General features: G+C 72.7%; 4 protein-coding genes and 1 pseudogene. All 5 read right to left on the bottom strand.

The features are described 5' to 3' along the window. Positions 1-1,698 (bottom strand): beta-ketoacyl synthase N-terminal-like domain-containing protein (locus H7I87_RS07280; protein WP_264002630.1); only part of this gene is annotated, 1,698 nt, incomplete at its 3' end. A 2-nt stretch (positions 1,699-1,700) separates the two neighbouring features. Then, positions 1,701-8,337: pseudogene (locus tag H7I87_RS07285) on the bottom strand (SDR family NAD(P)-dependent oxidoreductase); the annotation flags it as partial. Positions 8,338-8,356: 19 nt separating this feature from the next. Next, positions 8,357-14,731 (bottom strand): type I polyketide synthase, encoded by a 6,375-nt coding sequence (locus tag H7I87_RS07295; protein ID WP_033727042.1) that lies wholly within the window; start codon positions 14,729-14,731, stop codon positions 8,357-8,359. Between the two features lie 59 nt (positions 14,732-14,790). Further along, a complete protein-coding gene (locus H7I87_RS07300) occupies positions 14,791-15,852 on the bottom strand; it encodes a type III polyketide synthase (RefSeq protein ID WP_011725263.1) in 1,062 nt (353 codons plus the stop codon). Positions 15,853-15,960: 108 nt separating this feature from the next. After that, positions 15,961-17,379, bottom strand: coding sequence for an argininosuccinate lyase (gene argH, locus H7I87_RS07305; RefSeq protein ID WP_011725264.1), 1,419 nt, complete (start codon positions 17,377-17,379; stop codon positions 15,961-15,963). Positions 17,380-17,381: the final 2 nt, after the last annotated feature.

Genomic DNA, 17,381 nt, shown 5'->3' on the forward strand with positions numbered 1-17,381 from the left:
CGGCTGGGCAAACTCCGTGCTCTGCAACAACTCCGGATCGGCGCCCCACATCACCTCACGCACCGACAGCCGGGAATGCTCGTCCACCACCGCGACAGCCTCATCCAACGCCCCGGCGAACACCACGAACCTCTCGTACAGCTGCCGGCCCATCCCCAACGTCTGCGAGCCCTGACCGGGAAACACCAACACCGTCTTGCCCGTCGCCCGGGCCCGCCCCACCACGGTGGCCGCATCCGGCCGCCCCGACGCCACACCCGCCAAACCCGTTGCCAGCACGCCACGCTCGCATCCCACCAGCACCGCGCGATGCTCGAACACCGCCCGGGCGCTGACCAACGACCACCCCACGTCCAGTGGACTCGCCTGCGGTCGCTCGGCGAGGTGGGCCGACAGCCGTTGCGCCTGCAGGGCCAGCGCCCGTTCGGAGCGGGCCGAGAGCACCCAGGGCAGTGCGACGTCGGCCGGCGCGGACGCTGGAGTTGGATTCTGTTGCGCCGCATCCTGTTCCACGATGACGTGTGCGTTGGTGCCGCCCATCCCGAAGGACGAGACGCCGGCGCGCCGCGGCCCGCCGCGGTCCGGCCACGGCGCCAGCGCGGTATTGACGCGCAGGCCGAGACGGTTCAGGTCGATGTCGGGGTCGGGGCGCTCGAAGTGCAGGTTCGGCGGGATCGCGGCGTGTTCGATGGCCAGGACCGCCTTGAGCAGGCCCGCGATCCCGGCGGCGCTGGCGGCGTGGCCGATGTTGGTCTTCACCGATCCCACCGACACCGGGTGGTGGGATCGTTCGGCGAAAATCCGGCCCAGCGCTTGGGTTTCGACGGCGTCGCCGACCCTGGTGCCGGTGCCGTGCGCCTCGACGTAGTCGATGTCGGCGCCGCCCAGGCCGGCCTCGGCCAGCGCGCGGCCGATCACGTCGGCCTCGGCGGCCGCCGATGGCAGGGTCTGGGCGGGCGCGCCGTGCCCGGCGTTGCCCACCGCGGTGGCGCGGATGACGGCGTGGATGCGGTCGCCGTCCCGCCGGGCCGCCGCCAACGGTTTGAGCAGCACCAGCCCGCCGCCCTCGCCGCGCACGTAGCCGTCGGCGCGCCGGTCGAAGGCATACGTGTGACCCGACACCGACACCGCGCCGAATTCGCGTTCCAGCAGGGCGATTTCGTCGGCCAGGTTGAGATGGACGCCGCCCGCGATGGCCAGCGGCGCCTGCCCGCTGCGCACGCTCTCGCAGCCCAGGTGCACCGCGACCAGCGAGGACGACTGGCCGGAGTCGACGGTCATGCTGGCGCCGCGCAGCCCGAGCAGGTACGAGATCCGGTTGGCGATCATGCCCCGGCTGACGCCGGTGAAGGTGTGGTGGTCCACGTTGTCGGGGACGTCACGCAGCGTCAGCGCGGCGTAATCGTCGGTCATCGCACCCAGGTACACCGAAACCGCTTCTCCGCGTAGCGTTTCGGCGACGATGAAGGCATCTTCGAGCAGTTCCCAGGCCAGCTCGAGGGCCAGGCGCTGCCGCGGGTCCATCGCGGCCGCCTCGCGCGGCGACAGGTTGAAGAAGTCGGCGTCGAATTCCGCGGCCTCCCCGGCGAATCGGGTGACTTCGCGCCCGTCGCGCAGCAGACGCCAGAAGGAGCCGGGGTCCGGCGCGCCGGGGAACCGGCATGCCATCCCGATGATCGCTACGTCGGTCGGGGGCACTGTCAGGGACCGGCTTCGTCGTCGAGGATCGCGAAGAGCTGGCTGTCGGTGGCGGTGGCGATGTCGTCGTCGAAGGCGTCCTCGGGGAATTCCGGGTGCCCGCTGGGCTGGGGCGGCGTCGACAGCAGGCTTTGCAGCCGGGTGACCAGCTGTGCCCGGTCCCCCGGGCTCAACCCCGGCTGGGTGAGCAGGGTCTGCAGTTCGCTCACGACCTCGTCGATGCGGGACGACCGATCGGGTGGCGCGGCGGTCTCGGCCGGCGCCGCGGGGGTCGGGCCGGCGCTGGTCAGCTGGCCGCCGAGGTGTTCGGCGAGCGCGGCCGGCGTGGGGTGGTCGAAGATCACTGTGGGCGAAAGCGTAAGCCCGGTCGCGATTTTGAGCCGGTTGCGCAGCTCGACCGCGGTGAGCGAATCGAATCCGAGATCGCTGAAGGCATCGCCGGGGTCGACGTCGGCGGTGCTGTGTCCCAGCACCGCGGCCGCGTTGCCGCACACCAGCTCCACCAGTTCGGCCTGGCGCTGTTCGGGATTCATGCCGGCCAGCCGGGCTCGCAGGCCCGTCAGCGACACCATGTCGGTGTGCTCGAGCATCCGGCGGGCCGGGCGGCCGGCCAGCTCGCTCAGCAGCGGCGGCAGCGCTGCGCGGTGCTGGGCCAGCGCGGCCCGGTCCAGCCGGGTGCCGACCACCAGCGGCTGCTCCCCGAGCAGGGCGTCGTCCAGCAGGTCCAGCGCCTGCCGGGTGGACAGCGCGCTCAGCCCGGCCCGGCTCATCCTGGCCTTGTCACGCTCCTCGAGGTGGGCGGTCATCGCCGACGGCTCTTCCCACATCCCCCAGGCCACCGACAGGGCCGGCAGCCCGTGCGCGTGCCGGTGGATTGCCAGCGCGTCCAGGAAGCTGTTGGCCGCCGCGTAGTTCCCCTGCCCCGGCGCACCGACGATCCCGGCCATCGACGAAAACACCACGAACGCCGACAAATCCAGGTCCTTGGTCAGCTCGTGCAGGTTCCAGGCGCCGTCCACCTTGGCCCGCAGCACCGTGTCGATGCGCGCCGGGGTCAGCGAGGCGATCACCGCGTCGTCGAGCACCCCCGCGGCATGGAACACCGACCGCAACGGGTAGCGCGCCGGCACCTGAGCCAGCATCGCGGCCACCGCATCGCGGTCGCCGACGTCGCAGGACAGCACCGACACCGACGCGCCGGCGCCCCGCAATTCGGCGGCCAGCTCGGCCATTCCGGGTGCGGCTTCGCCGCGGCGGCCGACCAGCATCAGGTGCGGCACCCGGTGCCGGGCGACCAGGTGACGAGCCAGCGCCGCGCCCGCCATGCCGGTGGCGCCGGTGATCAGCGCGGTGCCGCCGGAGAGCCCGGCCGGCCCGTCCGGCATGGTCAGCACCACCTTGCCGATGTGCCGGGCCGCACTGACGAACCGGTAGGCGTCGGCCGCGCAGCGCGCGTCAAAAGCCTTGACGGGCAACGGCGTCAACGCCCCGGCGGCGAATAACTCCATCACTTCGGCCAGCATCGCCGCGATGCGGTCCGGGCCGGCCTCCATCAGGTCGAACGCCCGGTAGCGCACCCCGGGATGGGCCCGCGCGACGACGTCGGGATCCCGCAGGTCCGTCTTACCCATTTCGATGAACCGCCCGCCGGGGCCCAGCAGCCGCAACGACGCATCGTTGAACTCGCCGGCCAGCGAGTTGAGCACCACGTCCATGCCGCCGGGGGCGGCACCGAACTTCTGCTCGAAATCCAGGGTCCGGGAATCCGCGATGTGCGCATCGTCGAAACCCATGGCGCGCAACGTGTCCCACTTGCCGCGACTGGCCGTGGCGAACACCTCCGCACCCCAATGCCGGGCCAGCTGCACGGCGGCCATGCCCACCCCGCCGGTGGCGGCGTGCACCAGCACCCGCTGCCCGGCCCGCAGCCCGGCCAGCACCGACAGCCCGTAATACGCCGTCAGGAACACCACCGGGATGCCGGCGGCCTGAGCCATCGACCAGCCGGGCGGCACCCGGGTCACCAACCGGCGGTCGACGGCGGCTTCGGAGCCCACCAGCCCGAAGATGCCCATCACCGCATCACCGACGGCCACATCGGTGACACCGGCGCCGACCTCGGTCACGACCCCGGCGCCCTCGGCGCCCAACTGGGCCGCACCCGGATACATCCCCAACGCGACCAACACATCCCGGAAGTTCACCCCGGCCGCGGCCACCCGCACCCGCACCTGCCCGGGGGCCAACTCCGCGGCGGGGTGTTCCTGCACCGCCAGGTCTTCGAGCGTCCCGGCGTCGCCGGCGGCCAGCCGCCACACCGCCGGCGGCCCGGGCAGTTCCAGCAGCGCCCGCCGCCCGGCGGGTCTCAACCGGGCGCGGTAGGCCACGCCGTCGCGCACCACCAGTTGCGGTTCGCCGCAACCGATCACCGTGGCGAGGTCCAGCGAGCCGTCGGTGTCGACCAGCACCACCCGGCCCGGGTGCTCGGCCTGCGCCGAGCGCACCAATCCCCACACCGCCGCGCCGGCCAGATCCGCGACGTCCTCCCCCGGCAGACCCACCGCGCCGCGGGTCGACACCACCAGCACGCCGCCCGCCTCGCCGGCGAGCCGGGACTGCAGCACGCCCAGCGCCTGATGCGTGGCCGCATGGACCGCGGCCGGTCCGGCGCCATCGACAGCGGCGGGCTCCCAGACCGTGACGCCTTCGCTGATTGGGTTGTCGGGCAACGAGTTCCGCGGCTCGATCACCGACCACGCCACGTCCAGCAGCTCACCGCTGCCGGAGCGGACCGCCACGGCCGCGGCCAGCTGCTCGGCCGACACGGCACGGGTGACCAGCTCCCGCACCGACAGCACGGGGACCCCCGACGCGTCGGCCAGTTCGACCGACACGGCGCCGGCGCCGGCCGGCGCCAACCTGACCCGGACCCGCGACGCGCCGGCCGCGTGCAGGCTCACGCCCTGCCAGGAGAACGGCAACACCGTCTCCAGCCGCTTGTCGGCCACCCCTAACGCGTGCAACGCCGCGTCCAGCAGCACCGGATGGATGCCGAAGCGGCCCGTCGAAACGCCGGCCTGCTCCGGCAATTCCACCTCGGCGAACGTCTCGGCCCCGCGCCGCCACACGGCCCGCAACCCCCGGAAGGCCGGGCCGTACCCGTAGCCCCGCCCCGCCAAGTCGTCGTAGCCGCCGGCCACGTCGACCGCCTCGGCATCCGCCGGCGGCCACACCGACAGCTCCGCCGCCGGGGCCGGCGCCGCCTCGCTCAGCACACCTTCGGCGTGCAGAGTCCACTCCGATTGCGCGACACGCGAATACACCGCAACCGACCGCGAGCCCGGCTGCCCGGCCGCGTCGGCCACCACCACCTGAAGCTGCACGGTGCCGCCCGCGGGCAGTGACAGCGGCGCCGACAGCGTCAGCTCCTCGACCACCGGGCAGCCGACCTCGTCGCCGGCGCGCAACGCCAGTTCCACGAAACCCGCGCCGGGGAACAGCACCGTGCCGGCCACCGCGTGGTCGGCCAGCCACGGCTGGGCGGCCGTCGAGAGCCGGCCGGTCAACACCACGCCACCGGAATCCGGCCGGTCCAGCACCGCGCCCAGCAGCGGGTGCTCGGCCTCGGCCAACCCCAGGCTGGCGATGTTCGCCGAGCCCACCGCGTCGCCGGACAGCCAAAACCGGCGCCGCGCAAAGGCATACGTCGGCAGGTCGACCCGGCGGGCGTGCAGGCCGGTGAACGCCGCGGACCATCGCACGTCGGCGCCGGCCGTGAACAGCCGCGCGGCCGCGGTCAGCAGCGAGTCGACTTCGGGGCGGCCCTTGGGCATGGTCACCACCGACATCGCCCGGTCGGACGTCAGCGATTGTTCGACCGCGGACGTCAGGGCCGCGCCCGGGCCGACTTCCAGGAACACGCCGGCACCCTGGGATTCGGCCAGCCGCACACCGTCGACGAACCGGACCGGCCGGCGGACATGGTCCACCCAGTACTGTGGCGTGCCGTAGCCGGGGCCGGCCAGTTGTCCGGTCAGGTTGGACACCAAAGGGATTCGCGGGGGCCGCGGCTCGATACCGGCCGCCGCGGCGGCGAAACCGTCCAGCATCGGCTCCATCAGAGCCGAGTGAAACGCATGCGAGACCGCCAACCGGTGCACCCTTGCGCCGGAGCCGGCCAACCGGTCCGCCACCGCCGCCACGGCTTCCTGCTCACCGGAGAGCACCACCGCGTCGGGGCCGTTGACCGCCGCGATGCTCACCCCACCACCCAGCAGCGGCCCCACCTGCGACTCGCCCGCGGTCACCGCCACCATCACCCCGCCGGGCGGCAGCGCCGCCATCAACGCACCCCGGGCCGCCACCAACCGCGCCGCATCCCGCAGCGACAACACCCCCGCCACACACGCCGCGGCGATCTCACCCACCGAATGCCCCATCACCACCCGCCGGGCGGCAGCGCCGCCATCAACGCACCCCGGGCCGCCACCAACCGCGCCGCATCCCGCAGCGACAACACCCCCGCCACACACGCCGCGGCGATCTCACCCACCGAATGCCCCATCACCACATCCGGTGTCACACCCAAGGATTCCCACAACGCCGCCAACGCCACCTCGAACACGAACAACGCCGGCTGGGCAAACTCCGTGCTCTGCAACAACTCCGGATCGGCGCCCCACATCACCTCACGCACCGACAGCCGGGAATGCTCGTCCACCACCGCGACAGCCTCATCCAACGCCCCGGCGAACACCNCGGCTGGGCAAACTCCGTGCTCTGCAACAACTCCGGATCGGCGCCCCACATCACCTCACGCACCGACAGCCGGGAATGCTCGTCCACCACCGCGACAGCCTCATCCAACGCCCCGGCGAACACCTCGAACCTCTCGTACAGCTGCCGGCCCATCCCCAACGTCTGCGAGCCCTGACCGGGAAACACCAACACCGTCTTGCCCGTCGACCGAGCCCGCCCCACCACGGTGGCCGGGCCCGGCCGCCCCGACGCCAGACCCGCCAAACCCGTTGCCAACGCGCCACGCTCGCGGCCCACCACCACCGCGCGATGCTCGAACACCGCCCGGGTGCTAACCAACGACCACCCCACGTCCAGTGGACTCGCCTGCGCGTCGGCGGTCACATGGTCCAGCAACCGGCGGGCCTGCCCGGCCAACGCCTCGGCCGAACGGGCCGAAACCACCCACGGCACAACAGCATCGGGCATAGTAGACGATGCGGGTGCGGCCTCGGTCTCGGCGGCCGCGGGGGCCTGCTCGACGATCACATGCGCGTTGGTGCCGCTGATCCCGAACGACGACACCCCGGCGCGGCGCGGCCCGCCGTGCTCCGGCCAGGGCCGCGGGTCGGTCAGCAGCGACACCGCCCCGGCCGACCAATCCACATGCGGCGACGGGACGTCCACGTGCATCGTCTTGGGCATCACCCCGTGCCGGAGCGCCTGCACCATCTTGATCACCCCGGCCACCCCGGCCGCCGCCGAGGTGTGACCGATGTTGGATTTGATCGAGCCCAGCCACAGCGGCCGGTCCGCCGGGCGGTCCTGGCCGTAGGTCGCCAAAAGCGCTTGGGCCTCAATGGGATCGCCGAGCACCGTGCCGGTGCCGTGGCCCTCGACCACGTCCACGTCCACGGCCGACAGGCCGGCGTTGGCCAGCGCCGCCCGGATCACCCGCTGCTGCGAAGGCCCGTTGGGGGCGGTCAGGCCGTTGGACGCGCCGTCCTGGTTGACCGCGCTGCCCCGCAGCACCGCCCACACCGGGTGTCCCAGCCGACGGGCGTCGGCCAACCGCTCCAGCACCAGCACACCGGCGCCTTCCGACCACGAAGTGCCGTCGGCCGCACCGGCATACACCTTGCAGCGGCCGTCGGGCGCCAGCGCCCGCTGCCGGCTGAACTCGACGAACGCCGCGGGCGTGGCCATCACGGTGACACCGCCGGCCAGCGCCAGGTCGCACTCGCCGGACCGCAGCGACTGCGCGGCCAGGTGCATGGCGACCAGCGACGACGAGCACGCGGTGTCCACCGACACCGCCGGCCCCTCCAGGCCCAGCACGTAGGACACCCGGCCCGAGGTCACGCTCAACGTCGAGCCGGTGAGGCCGTAGCCCTCCAGCTCGCCCTTCACCTCGCCGCCGTAGCCGGCGTGGATGACGCCGGCGAAAACCCCGGTCGCCGTGCCGCGCAACGCCGAGGGATCAATGCCGGCCCGCTCCAAGGCTTCCCAGCAGATCTCCAGCATGATCCGTTGCTGGGGATCCATGGCCAGCGCCTCGCTGGGTCCGATGCCGAAGAACCCGGCGTCGAAGTCGCCCGCGTGCTGCAGAAAACTGCCCTGCCGGGTGTACATCTTGCCCTTGGCGTCCGGATCGGGGTCGTACAACCCCTCGACATCCCAGCCGCGGTCGACCGGAAAGTCCGACACCGTGTCGCGGCCCTCGATCACGAGGTCCCACAACGCTTCCGGCGAGTCCACCCCGCCGGCGTAGCGGCACGCCATGCCCACCACCGCCACCGGTTCGGACAGCCGGCCTTCCAGCTCCGCGACCCGCCGCCGGGTCCGCCTGAGATCGGCCGTGAGGCGCTTCAGGTAGTCGAGGTGCTGCTCGGTGCCCGGCATCGGCGCTCCTTGCGGGGTGTCAGCGGCCGAGTTCTTCATCGAGGATCGCAAAGAGTTGGCTCTCGGTGGCGGCTTCCAGGTCTTCGTCGAGCGGTGCGGAATCGGGCCCGTCACCGGCCGGAAGCGCGCCGAGCAGGCCGTGGATGCGGGCCCGCAGCACGGCCTTGTCGTCGGAATTCCAGTGGGGCGCGCCCAGCAGCGCCTGCAGCTCGCGGGTGATGTCGTTGAAGCGACCCATCAGGTCGGGCTGGTCGTCGCCGCCGGAGCCGGCCAGCCGGGAGTCGAGGTGCTCGGCCAGCACCACCGGTGTCGGATAGTCGAAGATCAGTGTTGGCGAAAGGGTAAGCCCGGTAGCGTTTTTCAGCCTGTTGCGCAGTTCGACCGCGGTCAGCGAGTCGAACCCGAGGTCCTGGAACGCCCGGCCGGCGTTGATGTCCGCCGGGTTGGGCACCCCGAGCACCATCGCCGCGTTGCCGCACACCAGGTCGACCAGCTCGCGCCGGCGCGCCTCGGGACTCAGGCCGTGCAGCCGCGCGGCAAGCCCGCTCATCGACGCGGTGACGTCCGCGTCGTCGATGACGCGGCGGGTGGGGCCGGCGGCCAGCTCGCGCAACAGCGGGGGCAGCGCGGCGATGTTCTCCGACAGCGCGGCACGGTCCAGCCGGGCCGCCACCAGCACCGGCGTCTCGACCAGCATGGCGGCGTCGAACGCCGCCAGCGCCTGTTCGGTGGACAACGGCGCCAGCCCGATCCGGCTCATCCGGGCCTTGTCGCGGTCGCCGAGGTGGGCGGTCATCGCCGAGGCCTGTTCCCACAGCCCCCACGCCAGCGACAGGCCGGCGAGCCCGTCGGCGCGCCGGTGGGCAACCAGCCCGTCCAGAAAGCTGTTGGCCGCCGCGTAGTTGGCCTGACCGGGCGTGCCCACGATCCCGGCCATCGACGAAAACACCACGAACGCCGACAAATCCAGGTCCTTGGTCAGCTCGTGCAGGTTCCAGGCGCCGTCCACCTTGGCCCGCAGCACCGCATCCACCCGGTCCGGGGTCAGCGAGGACAGCAGCCCGTCGTCGAGGATCCCGGCGGCGTGCACGATCCCGCGCAGCGGATAGCCCGACGGTAGCCCGGCCAGCATGGTGGCCACCGCGTCGCGATCGCCGACGTCACAGGCCAGCACCGACGCCGACGCGCCCGCCCGCTGCAGCTCGTCCACCAACTCGGCGGCTCCGGCGGCCTGCGCGCCGGTGCGGCTGACCAGCACCACATGGCCCACCCGGTAGCGGTCGACGAGATGGCGGGCCAGCGCCGAACCGGCCATCCCGGTGCCGCCGGTAATCAGCACGGTGGACTGCGCCAGCCCGCCCCCGCACCCGCTGAGCACCTCGCCGGGCCCGGACGGCACGGTCAGCACCACCTTGCCGATGTGGCGGGCCTGGCTGACATACCGGTAGGCCGTCGACGCGCAGCGCACGTCGAATGTCTTGAGCGGCAACGGTGTCAGCACACCCGCTCGCAGCAGTCCCACGATTTCGGCCAGCATCGCCGCGGTGCGGTCGGGGCCGGCCTCCATCAGATCGAACGCCCGATAGCGCGCCCCGCGGTACCGCTGCGCGACGACGTCCGGGTCACGCACGTCGGTCTTGCCCATCTCGATGAACCGCCCGCCGGGGGCCAGCAGCCGCAGCGACGCGTCGGTGAACTCGCCGGCCAGCGAGTTGAGCACGACGTCGACCCCGGCCCCGCCGGTGGCCGCGAGGAACTTCTGCTCGAAGTCCGGGCTGCGCGAATCACCGATGTGGTCGTCGTCGAATCCCATCGCGCGCAAGGTGTCCCACTTGCCGCGGCTGGCGGTGGCGAAGACCTCGGCGCCGTAGTGGCGGGCCAGTTGCACCGCGGCCATGCCCACTCCGCCGGTGGCGGTGTGCACCAGCACCCGCTCGCCGGGCCGCAGCCCGGAAAGCACCGACAACCCGTAAAGCGCCGTCAGGAACACCACCGGCACGCCCGCCGCCGCCACCAGCGACAGACCCGGCGGCACGGCAGTCAGCAATCGCTGATCCACCACCGCTTCGGACCCGACCACCCCCAGCAGCCCCATCACCGGGTCACCGACGGCCAGGCCGGTCACCGCGGGCCCCACCTCCACGACCACGCCGGCGCCTTCGGCGCCCAGCCGGCCGCCGCCGGGATACATGCCCAGGGCCACCAGCACATCCCGGAAGTTGACCCCGACCGCGGCCACCGCGACCCGCACCTGCCCGTCCGCCAATTCCGTTCGCGGGCACCGGCTGACCACCAGGTCCCCCAGCGTGCCCTCGCCGCCGGCGTCCAACCGCCACGCCCCGGACGGCAGCCCGAGCGTCGCGCCGGCCCGCGCCGGCCGCAGCCGGGCCGCATGGGCCACACCCTGGCGAACCACCACTTGTGGCTCGCCGCAAGGGATTACCGCCCTGGCGTCCAGGGATCCGTCGGAGTCGATCAGCACCAGGCGGCCCGGATGCTCGGCCTGCGCCGACCGCACCAGGCCCCACACCGCCGCACCGGCCAGGTCCGAAACGTCCTCCCCGGCCAGGGCCACGGCCCCGTGGGTCTGCACGGCCAGCACCCCGGCGCCCTCACCGTCCAACCAGGATTGCAGCACCGCCAGCGTCTCGGTGACCGCCGCGTGCACCGACTTCACCACGTCGCCGCCGTGTTCGCCCGGCTCCCACAGCGTGACCTCGTCACCAAGATCGTTGCCGCCCAGTGCGATCGGCGACCAGATCACGTCGAGCAGCCCCGAGGGCTGCGCGGTGCCCATCGCCGCGCTCAGCTGCCCCGGTGAGACCGGGCGCATCGTCACCGACCGCACCGACAGCACCGGCAGGCCCGCGCCGTCCGCCAATTCCACCGACACCGCGCCGGCCCCGGCCGGGGCGATCCGGACCCGCGCCCGCGACGCGCCCGAGGCGTGCAACGCCACCCCCTGCCAGGAGAACGGCAACACGGTCTGGTCCTTCTCGCCCGCCACACCGAGCGCGTGCAGCGCGGCGTCCAGCAACACCGGATGGACGCCGAAATCGTCACCGGCGGCGGCGTCGTCGGGCAGGGCGACCTCGGCGAAGATCTCGTCGCCGCGCTGCCACATCGCCCGCAAACCCCGGAAGGCCCGGCCGTATTCGTAGCCCCGCTGCGCGAGCCGGGCGTACCCGCCGGTGACGTCGACCGCGGTCGCCCCGATCGGCGGCCAGATCGACAGGTCGCCGGCCGGTGTCACCGTCCCGGTCCGCAGCACACCCTCCGCGTGCAGCATCCACTCCGAATCCTGGTGTGCGGCAGCCGAATACACCGACAGCGGGCGGCGTCCCGCCTCGTCGGGCGCGCCGACCACCAGCTGCAGCCGCACACCACCGGACGCGGGCAGCGGCAACGGGGCCGACAACGTCAGCTCGTCGATCACGCCGCAGCCAACCTCGTCGCCGGCCCGGATGGCCAACTCGACGAACCCCGCCCCGGGAAACAACACCGTGTCGCCCACCGCATGATCGGCCAGCCACGCCTGCGCGGACGTCGACAGCCGGCCGGTCAGCACCACACCCCCGGAATCGGGCCGCGGCAGCACCGCGCCGAGCAGCCCGTGCTCGGCGCCGCGCAGCCCCAGGGCGGCGACGTCGGAGGATCCCGTCGACCCGCCGGGCAGCCAAAAGTGTTGCCGCACAAACCCGTACGTCGGCAGGTCGACGCGGCGGCCGCCCAGCCCGTCCAGCATCGCGCACCAGTCCACGACCACGCCCGACACGAACGCCTGGCCGGCCGAGAGCCAGAACCGGTCCGGTCCGCCGTCGTCGCGGCCCAGCGACGGGATGACGCAGCCCTGACCGCCGTCGGGCATGGTTTCTTCGATGGCGGCCGTCAGCACCGGATGCGGGCTGCACTCGATGAACGCCCGATAGCCCGCTTCGGCGGCGCCGCGCACCGCCCGCTCGAATTGCACCGTCTGCCGGATGCTGCGGAACCAGTAGTCGCCGTCCAGCGCGGCGGTGTCCATCAGTTCGCCGGTGACCGTGGAGAAGAACGCCACCGCCGACGACCGCGGCGCGATACCGCGCAGCGCCTCGGCGAGCGAATCGCGAATTTCCTCCACCTGAACCGAATGCGAGGCGTAGTCGACGTCGATCCGGCGGGCACGGATGTCGTCGGCCGCGCACCGGTCCAGCAGTTCCGTCAGGGCATCCACCTCGCCGGACACCACCACCGCCGAAATCCCGTTGACGGTGGCGATATTCAATCGCTCACCCCAGGGGGCGATCAGCTGCTCGGCGCGCGAGCGTCCGCAGGCCAGCGAGACCATGCCGCCGCGGCCCGACAGCCGCACCAGCAGCCGGCTGCGCAGCGCCACCACCCGCGCGGCGTCGTGCAGCGACAGCGCCCCGGCCACACAGGCCGCCGCGATCTCGCCCTGGGAGTGACCGATCACGGCGTCGGGAACCACACCCACCGAACGCCACAACTCGGCCAGCGACACCATCACCGCCCACAGCGCCGGCTGCACCACGTCCACCCGGTCCAGCCCGGGCGCGCCCGGTGCCCCGCGGATGACGTCGATCAGCGACCAGTCGACGTGCTCGGCCAACGCCCGAGCACACCGATGCATGTGTTCGGCGAATACCGTTGAGCGGTCCAGCAATTGAGCGCCCATGCCGGGCCATTGCGAGCCCTGGCCGGGGAACACGAAAACCGTCTTGCCCACCGGCTGGGCCCGGCCGGTCACCACGCCCGCCCCCGGCTGCCCGCCCGCCAGATCGGCCAGCCGGCGAAGCAGCTGCGCGCCGTCGGCGCCGACGATCACCGCCCGGTGCTCGAACCGCGACCGCGTCGACACCAGCGACCAGCCCACGTCCAGCACCCGCACGCCGGGATCGGCCTTCACCCGCGCCAGCAGCCGCGCCGCCTGGTTCGTCAACGCCTCGGCCGAGCGCGCCGAGAGCACCCACGGCACCACCACGTCACCCCCTTGGGGCGCAACGGTTTCCGGCTCATACTGCTCGACGATGACGTGCGCGTTGGTGCCGCTGATGCCGAACGACGAGACGCCCGCGCGGCGCGGCCGATCCCGCGCCGGCCAGGGCCGCGCCTCGGTGAGCAGCGACACCGCCCCGGCCGACCAATCCACCTGCGGCGTCGGCTCGTCCACGTGCAGGGTCTTGGGCATCACCCCGTGCCGAATCGCCTGGACCATCTTGATCACCCCGCCGGCGCCGGCCGCGGCCGAGGTGTGACCCATGTTGGATTTGATCGACCCCAACCACAGCGGTTCGTCGACCGGGCGGTCCTGGCCGTAGGTCGCCAAAAGCGCTTGGGCCTCAATGGGATCGCCCAGCATGGTGCCCGTCCCATGCCCTTCCACCAGGTCCACGTCGGCCGCGCCGAGCCGGGCGTTGGCCAGCGCCGCCCGGATCACCCGCTGCTGCGACGGACCGTTGGGGGTGGCCAGGCCGTTGGACGCGCCGTCCTGGTTGACCGCGGAGCCGCGCAGCACCGCCAGCACCGAATGTCCCAGTCGCCGTGCATCGCTCAGCCGCTCCAGCACCAGCACCCCGACGCCTTCGGAGAAGCCGGTGCCGTCCGCGGCGCCCGCGTAGGCCTTGCAGCGGCCGTCGGCGGCCAGCGCCCGCTGCCGGCTGAACTCGATGAACATCGCGGGGGTGGCCATCACCGTCACCCCGCCGGCCAGCGCCAGGTCGCATTCGCCGGAGCGCAGCGACTGCGCCGCCAGGTGCAGCGCCACCAACGACGACGAACACGCGGTGTCGACCGACACCGCCGGGCCTTCCAGGCCCAGCGCGTAGGCCACCCGCCCCGAGGCCACGCTCAGCGTCGAGCCGCGCAGGCCGTATCGCTCCAGGTTTCCGGGCACCCGGCCCTGGCCGCCGTAGGAGCCGTGGAATATCCCGGCGAACACCCCGGTCGCCGATCCGCGCAGCGTGGCGGGGTCGATTCCGGCCCGCTCCAACGCTTCCCAGGACACCTCGAGCAGCAGCCGCTGCTGGGGGTCCATCGCCAGCGCCTCACTGGGTGCGATCCCGAAGAACGCGGCATCGAAATCGCCCACGCCGGTGAGGAATCCGCCGCACCGGCAGTACGACTTGCCGACCGCGTCGGGATCGGCGTCGAACAGCCCGGCCAGGTCCCAGCCGCGGTCGGCGGGAAACTCCGAGACGACGTCGCGGCCCTCGACCACCATCTCCCACAACGCCTCGGGCGAATCCACGCCGCCCGGGTAGCGGCAACCCATGCCCACCACGGCCACGGGTTCGGTCGCCGCGACCAGGTACCGGCGGTTCTCGCGCTTGAGCCGCTCGTTCTCCTTCAGCGACTGGCGCAGCGCCCGGACCAGTTCCTCGGTGTCGCCGCTCATCGGAGGCGGCCTCGGGTGTCACTCACAGCGATACTTCCGCATTCGTGCACGGGCGAGGGTCAGTGCCAACGCAACAACACCAGTTCGGAGCAGAAACCCGGACCCATCGCGAGCATCAGGCCGGGGCTGTCGCTCGGCGGCGGCTTGGCGAGGGTGTCGCGCAGCACGTGCAGCACCGACGCCGACGACAGGTTGCCGATCTCGCCGAGTGACCGCCAGGTCAGTTCCAGCGCCTCCGGCGGCAGGCCGAGGGCGGCGTTGATCGCCTCGATCACCTTGGGCCCGCCCGGATGGCTGACGAAGGCGCCGATGTCGTTGGTGGTCAGGCCGTGCGCCCCGAGGAATCCGGTGACGTCGTCCTCGATGTACTGCTCGACGACGGCCGCGACGTCCTTGGACAGCACCAGCTCGAATCCCGTCGCGCCCACGTCGTAGCCCATGGTGCGCAGCGAATCCGGATACAGGTGGCTGCGCGAATCCAGGACGCTGGGGCCGGCGGCGTCGAGCTGCTCGGCGCGCCGCTCGCCCACCGCCACCACGGCCCCGGCGCCGTCGGCGAACAGGGCGCTGCCGACCAGCCCGGCCAGCGACGGCTTGTAGCCGGGGTAGGTCAGCGAGCACAGCTCGACCGAGACCAGGGCGGCGACGGCGTCCGGTGCGCCGCGCAGGTAGTCGTGCATGCGGGCCACCCCGGCGGCGCCGGCCACGCAGCCGAGCCCGAACAGCGGCACCCGGCGCACGTCGTCGCGCAGACCGAGCCGCGCGGCGATCCGGGCGTCCACCGAGGGCACCGCCAGGCCGGTGACCGTGGTGGTGATCAGCACGTCGAGGTCTTCGGGTTTCAGGCCGGCCTCGTCGAGCGCGCCGGACAGCGCCGCGCAGCCCAGGGTCACCGCGTGGTCGATGAAGATCCGGTTGGCCACGCCGAAGTCGGTCAGCGTGGGGTATTGCTCGAGCGGCAGCACCAGATGGCGGCTGCCGACCTTGGCGCTGGCATGCAGCTGCCGCACGATGTCCTCGTAGCCTTCGAATTCGGGGATGCTGACGAAGAAGTCGGTGAGCTCACGCTGCGGATAGCGGTGCGGCGGCAGCGCACCGAACACGCCGGCGATGACGCTCATTGCACCCACCCCTTGATCACGACCGGTCGGGCTGACAGGTTCAGCCGCATCGCTCGAGCGGGAAGTCTAGTCCGGTTGCAATTTACCGGCAGGTAAATCGAAGCCATCTCAGGCCGGGCCGCCGAGCCGCTCGCGCAGCCGCGCGGCGGTGGCCGCCACGGTGTCGATCTGCTCGACGACCCGCGCCGGCGCGGTGCCGCCCCGCGCGTCCCGGGAGGACACCGAGCCCTCGATCGTCAAAACCTCCCGTACCTGCGGCGTCAGGGCCGGGCTGATGGCGGCCAGTTCGTCGTCGGTCAGCTCGTCGAGCCCGACGGCCCGCTGCTCGGCGGCGCGCACCGCGGCCCCGGCGGCCTCGTGCGCGGACCGGAACGGCACGCCCTGGCGCACCAGCCATTCGGCGATGTCGGTGGCCAGCGTGTAGCCGGCGGGGGCCAGCGCGGCCATCCGCTGCACGTCGAAGGTCAGGCTGCCGACCAGGCCGGCCATCGCGGGCAGCACCAGCTCCAGCTGGGCCACCGCGTCGAACACCGGTTCCTTGTCCTCCTGCAGGTCGCGGTTGTAGGCCAGCGGTTGGGCCTTCAGCGTGGCCAGCAGCCCGGCCAGGTTGCCGATCAGCCGCCCCGACTTGCCGCGGGCCAGCTCGGCGATGTCCGGGTTCTTCTTCTGCGGCATGATCGAGCTGCCGGTGGACCAGGCGTCGTGCAGCTTGACGTAGCCGAACTCCGTCGAGCTCCACAGGATGACGTCCTCGGCCAGCCGGGACAGGTCGACGCCGATCATGGCGAAGACGAACGCGGCCTCGGCGGCGAAGTCCCGGGACGCGGTGGCGTCGATCGAGTTGTCGGCGGCGCTGGCAAACCCCAGCTCCGCGGCGATCGCGTCCGGGTCCAGGCCCAGCGACGAGCCGGCCAGCGCCCCCGAGCCGTACGGGGACACCGCGGCGCGCTTGTCGAAGTCGACGATGCGGTCGACGTCGCGCAGTAGCGGGTGGGCGTGCGCGAGCAGATGGTGGGCCAGCAGCACCGGCTGCGCGGACTGCAGGTGCGTCTTGCCCGGCATGATGGCCTCGGGGTGGGCGGCGGCCTGGGCGACCAGCGCCCCCACCACGTCCAGCGCCCCGGCCGCGACGCGGCGCACGGCGTCGCGCAGCCACATCCGGAACAGGGTGGCCACCTGGTCGTTGCGCGACCGGCCGGCCCGCAGCCGCCCGCCCAGGTCGGGCCCGACGCGGTCGATCAGGCCGCGCTCCAGCGCCGCGTGCACGTCCTCGTCGGTGACCAGCGGGGTGAAGCTGCCGTCGGCCACGTCTTCCGCCAGGCTGTCCAGCCCGGCCAACAGCCCGTCGCGCTGCTCCTCGGACAGCAGCCCGGCCCGGTACAGGATCACGGTGTGCGCCCGGGAGGCGACGATGTCGTAGGGGGCCAGCACCCAGTCGAAGTGGGTGGACTTGCTCAGGGCGGCCAGCGCGTCGGACGGGCCGTCGGCGAACCGCCCGCCCCACAGCGACCCCTCGCGGGTGCTCACGC

Origin of the sequence: Mycobacterium timonense (genome assembly GCF_025821985.1) — a bacterium.
In the GTDB taxonomy this organism is placed as follows: domain Bacteria; phylum Actinomycetota; class Actinomycetes; order Mycobacteriales; family Mycobacteriaceae; genus Mycobacterium; species Mycobacterium avium.

Bases quoted from the DNA above. Each gene is read 5' to 3' on its own strand.
- H7I87_RS07295 (WP_033727042.1), bottom strand. From the start codon at position 14,731: ATGAGCGGCGACACCGAGGAACTGGTCCGGGCGCTGCGCCAGTCGCTG.
- H7I87_RS07300 (WP_011725263.1), bottom strand. From the start codon at position 15,852: ATGAGCGTCATCGCCGGCGTGTTCGGTGCGCTGCCGCCGCACCGCTAT.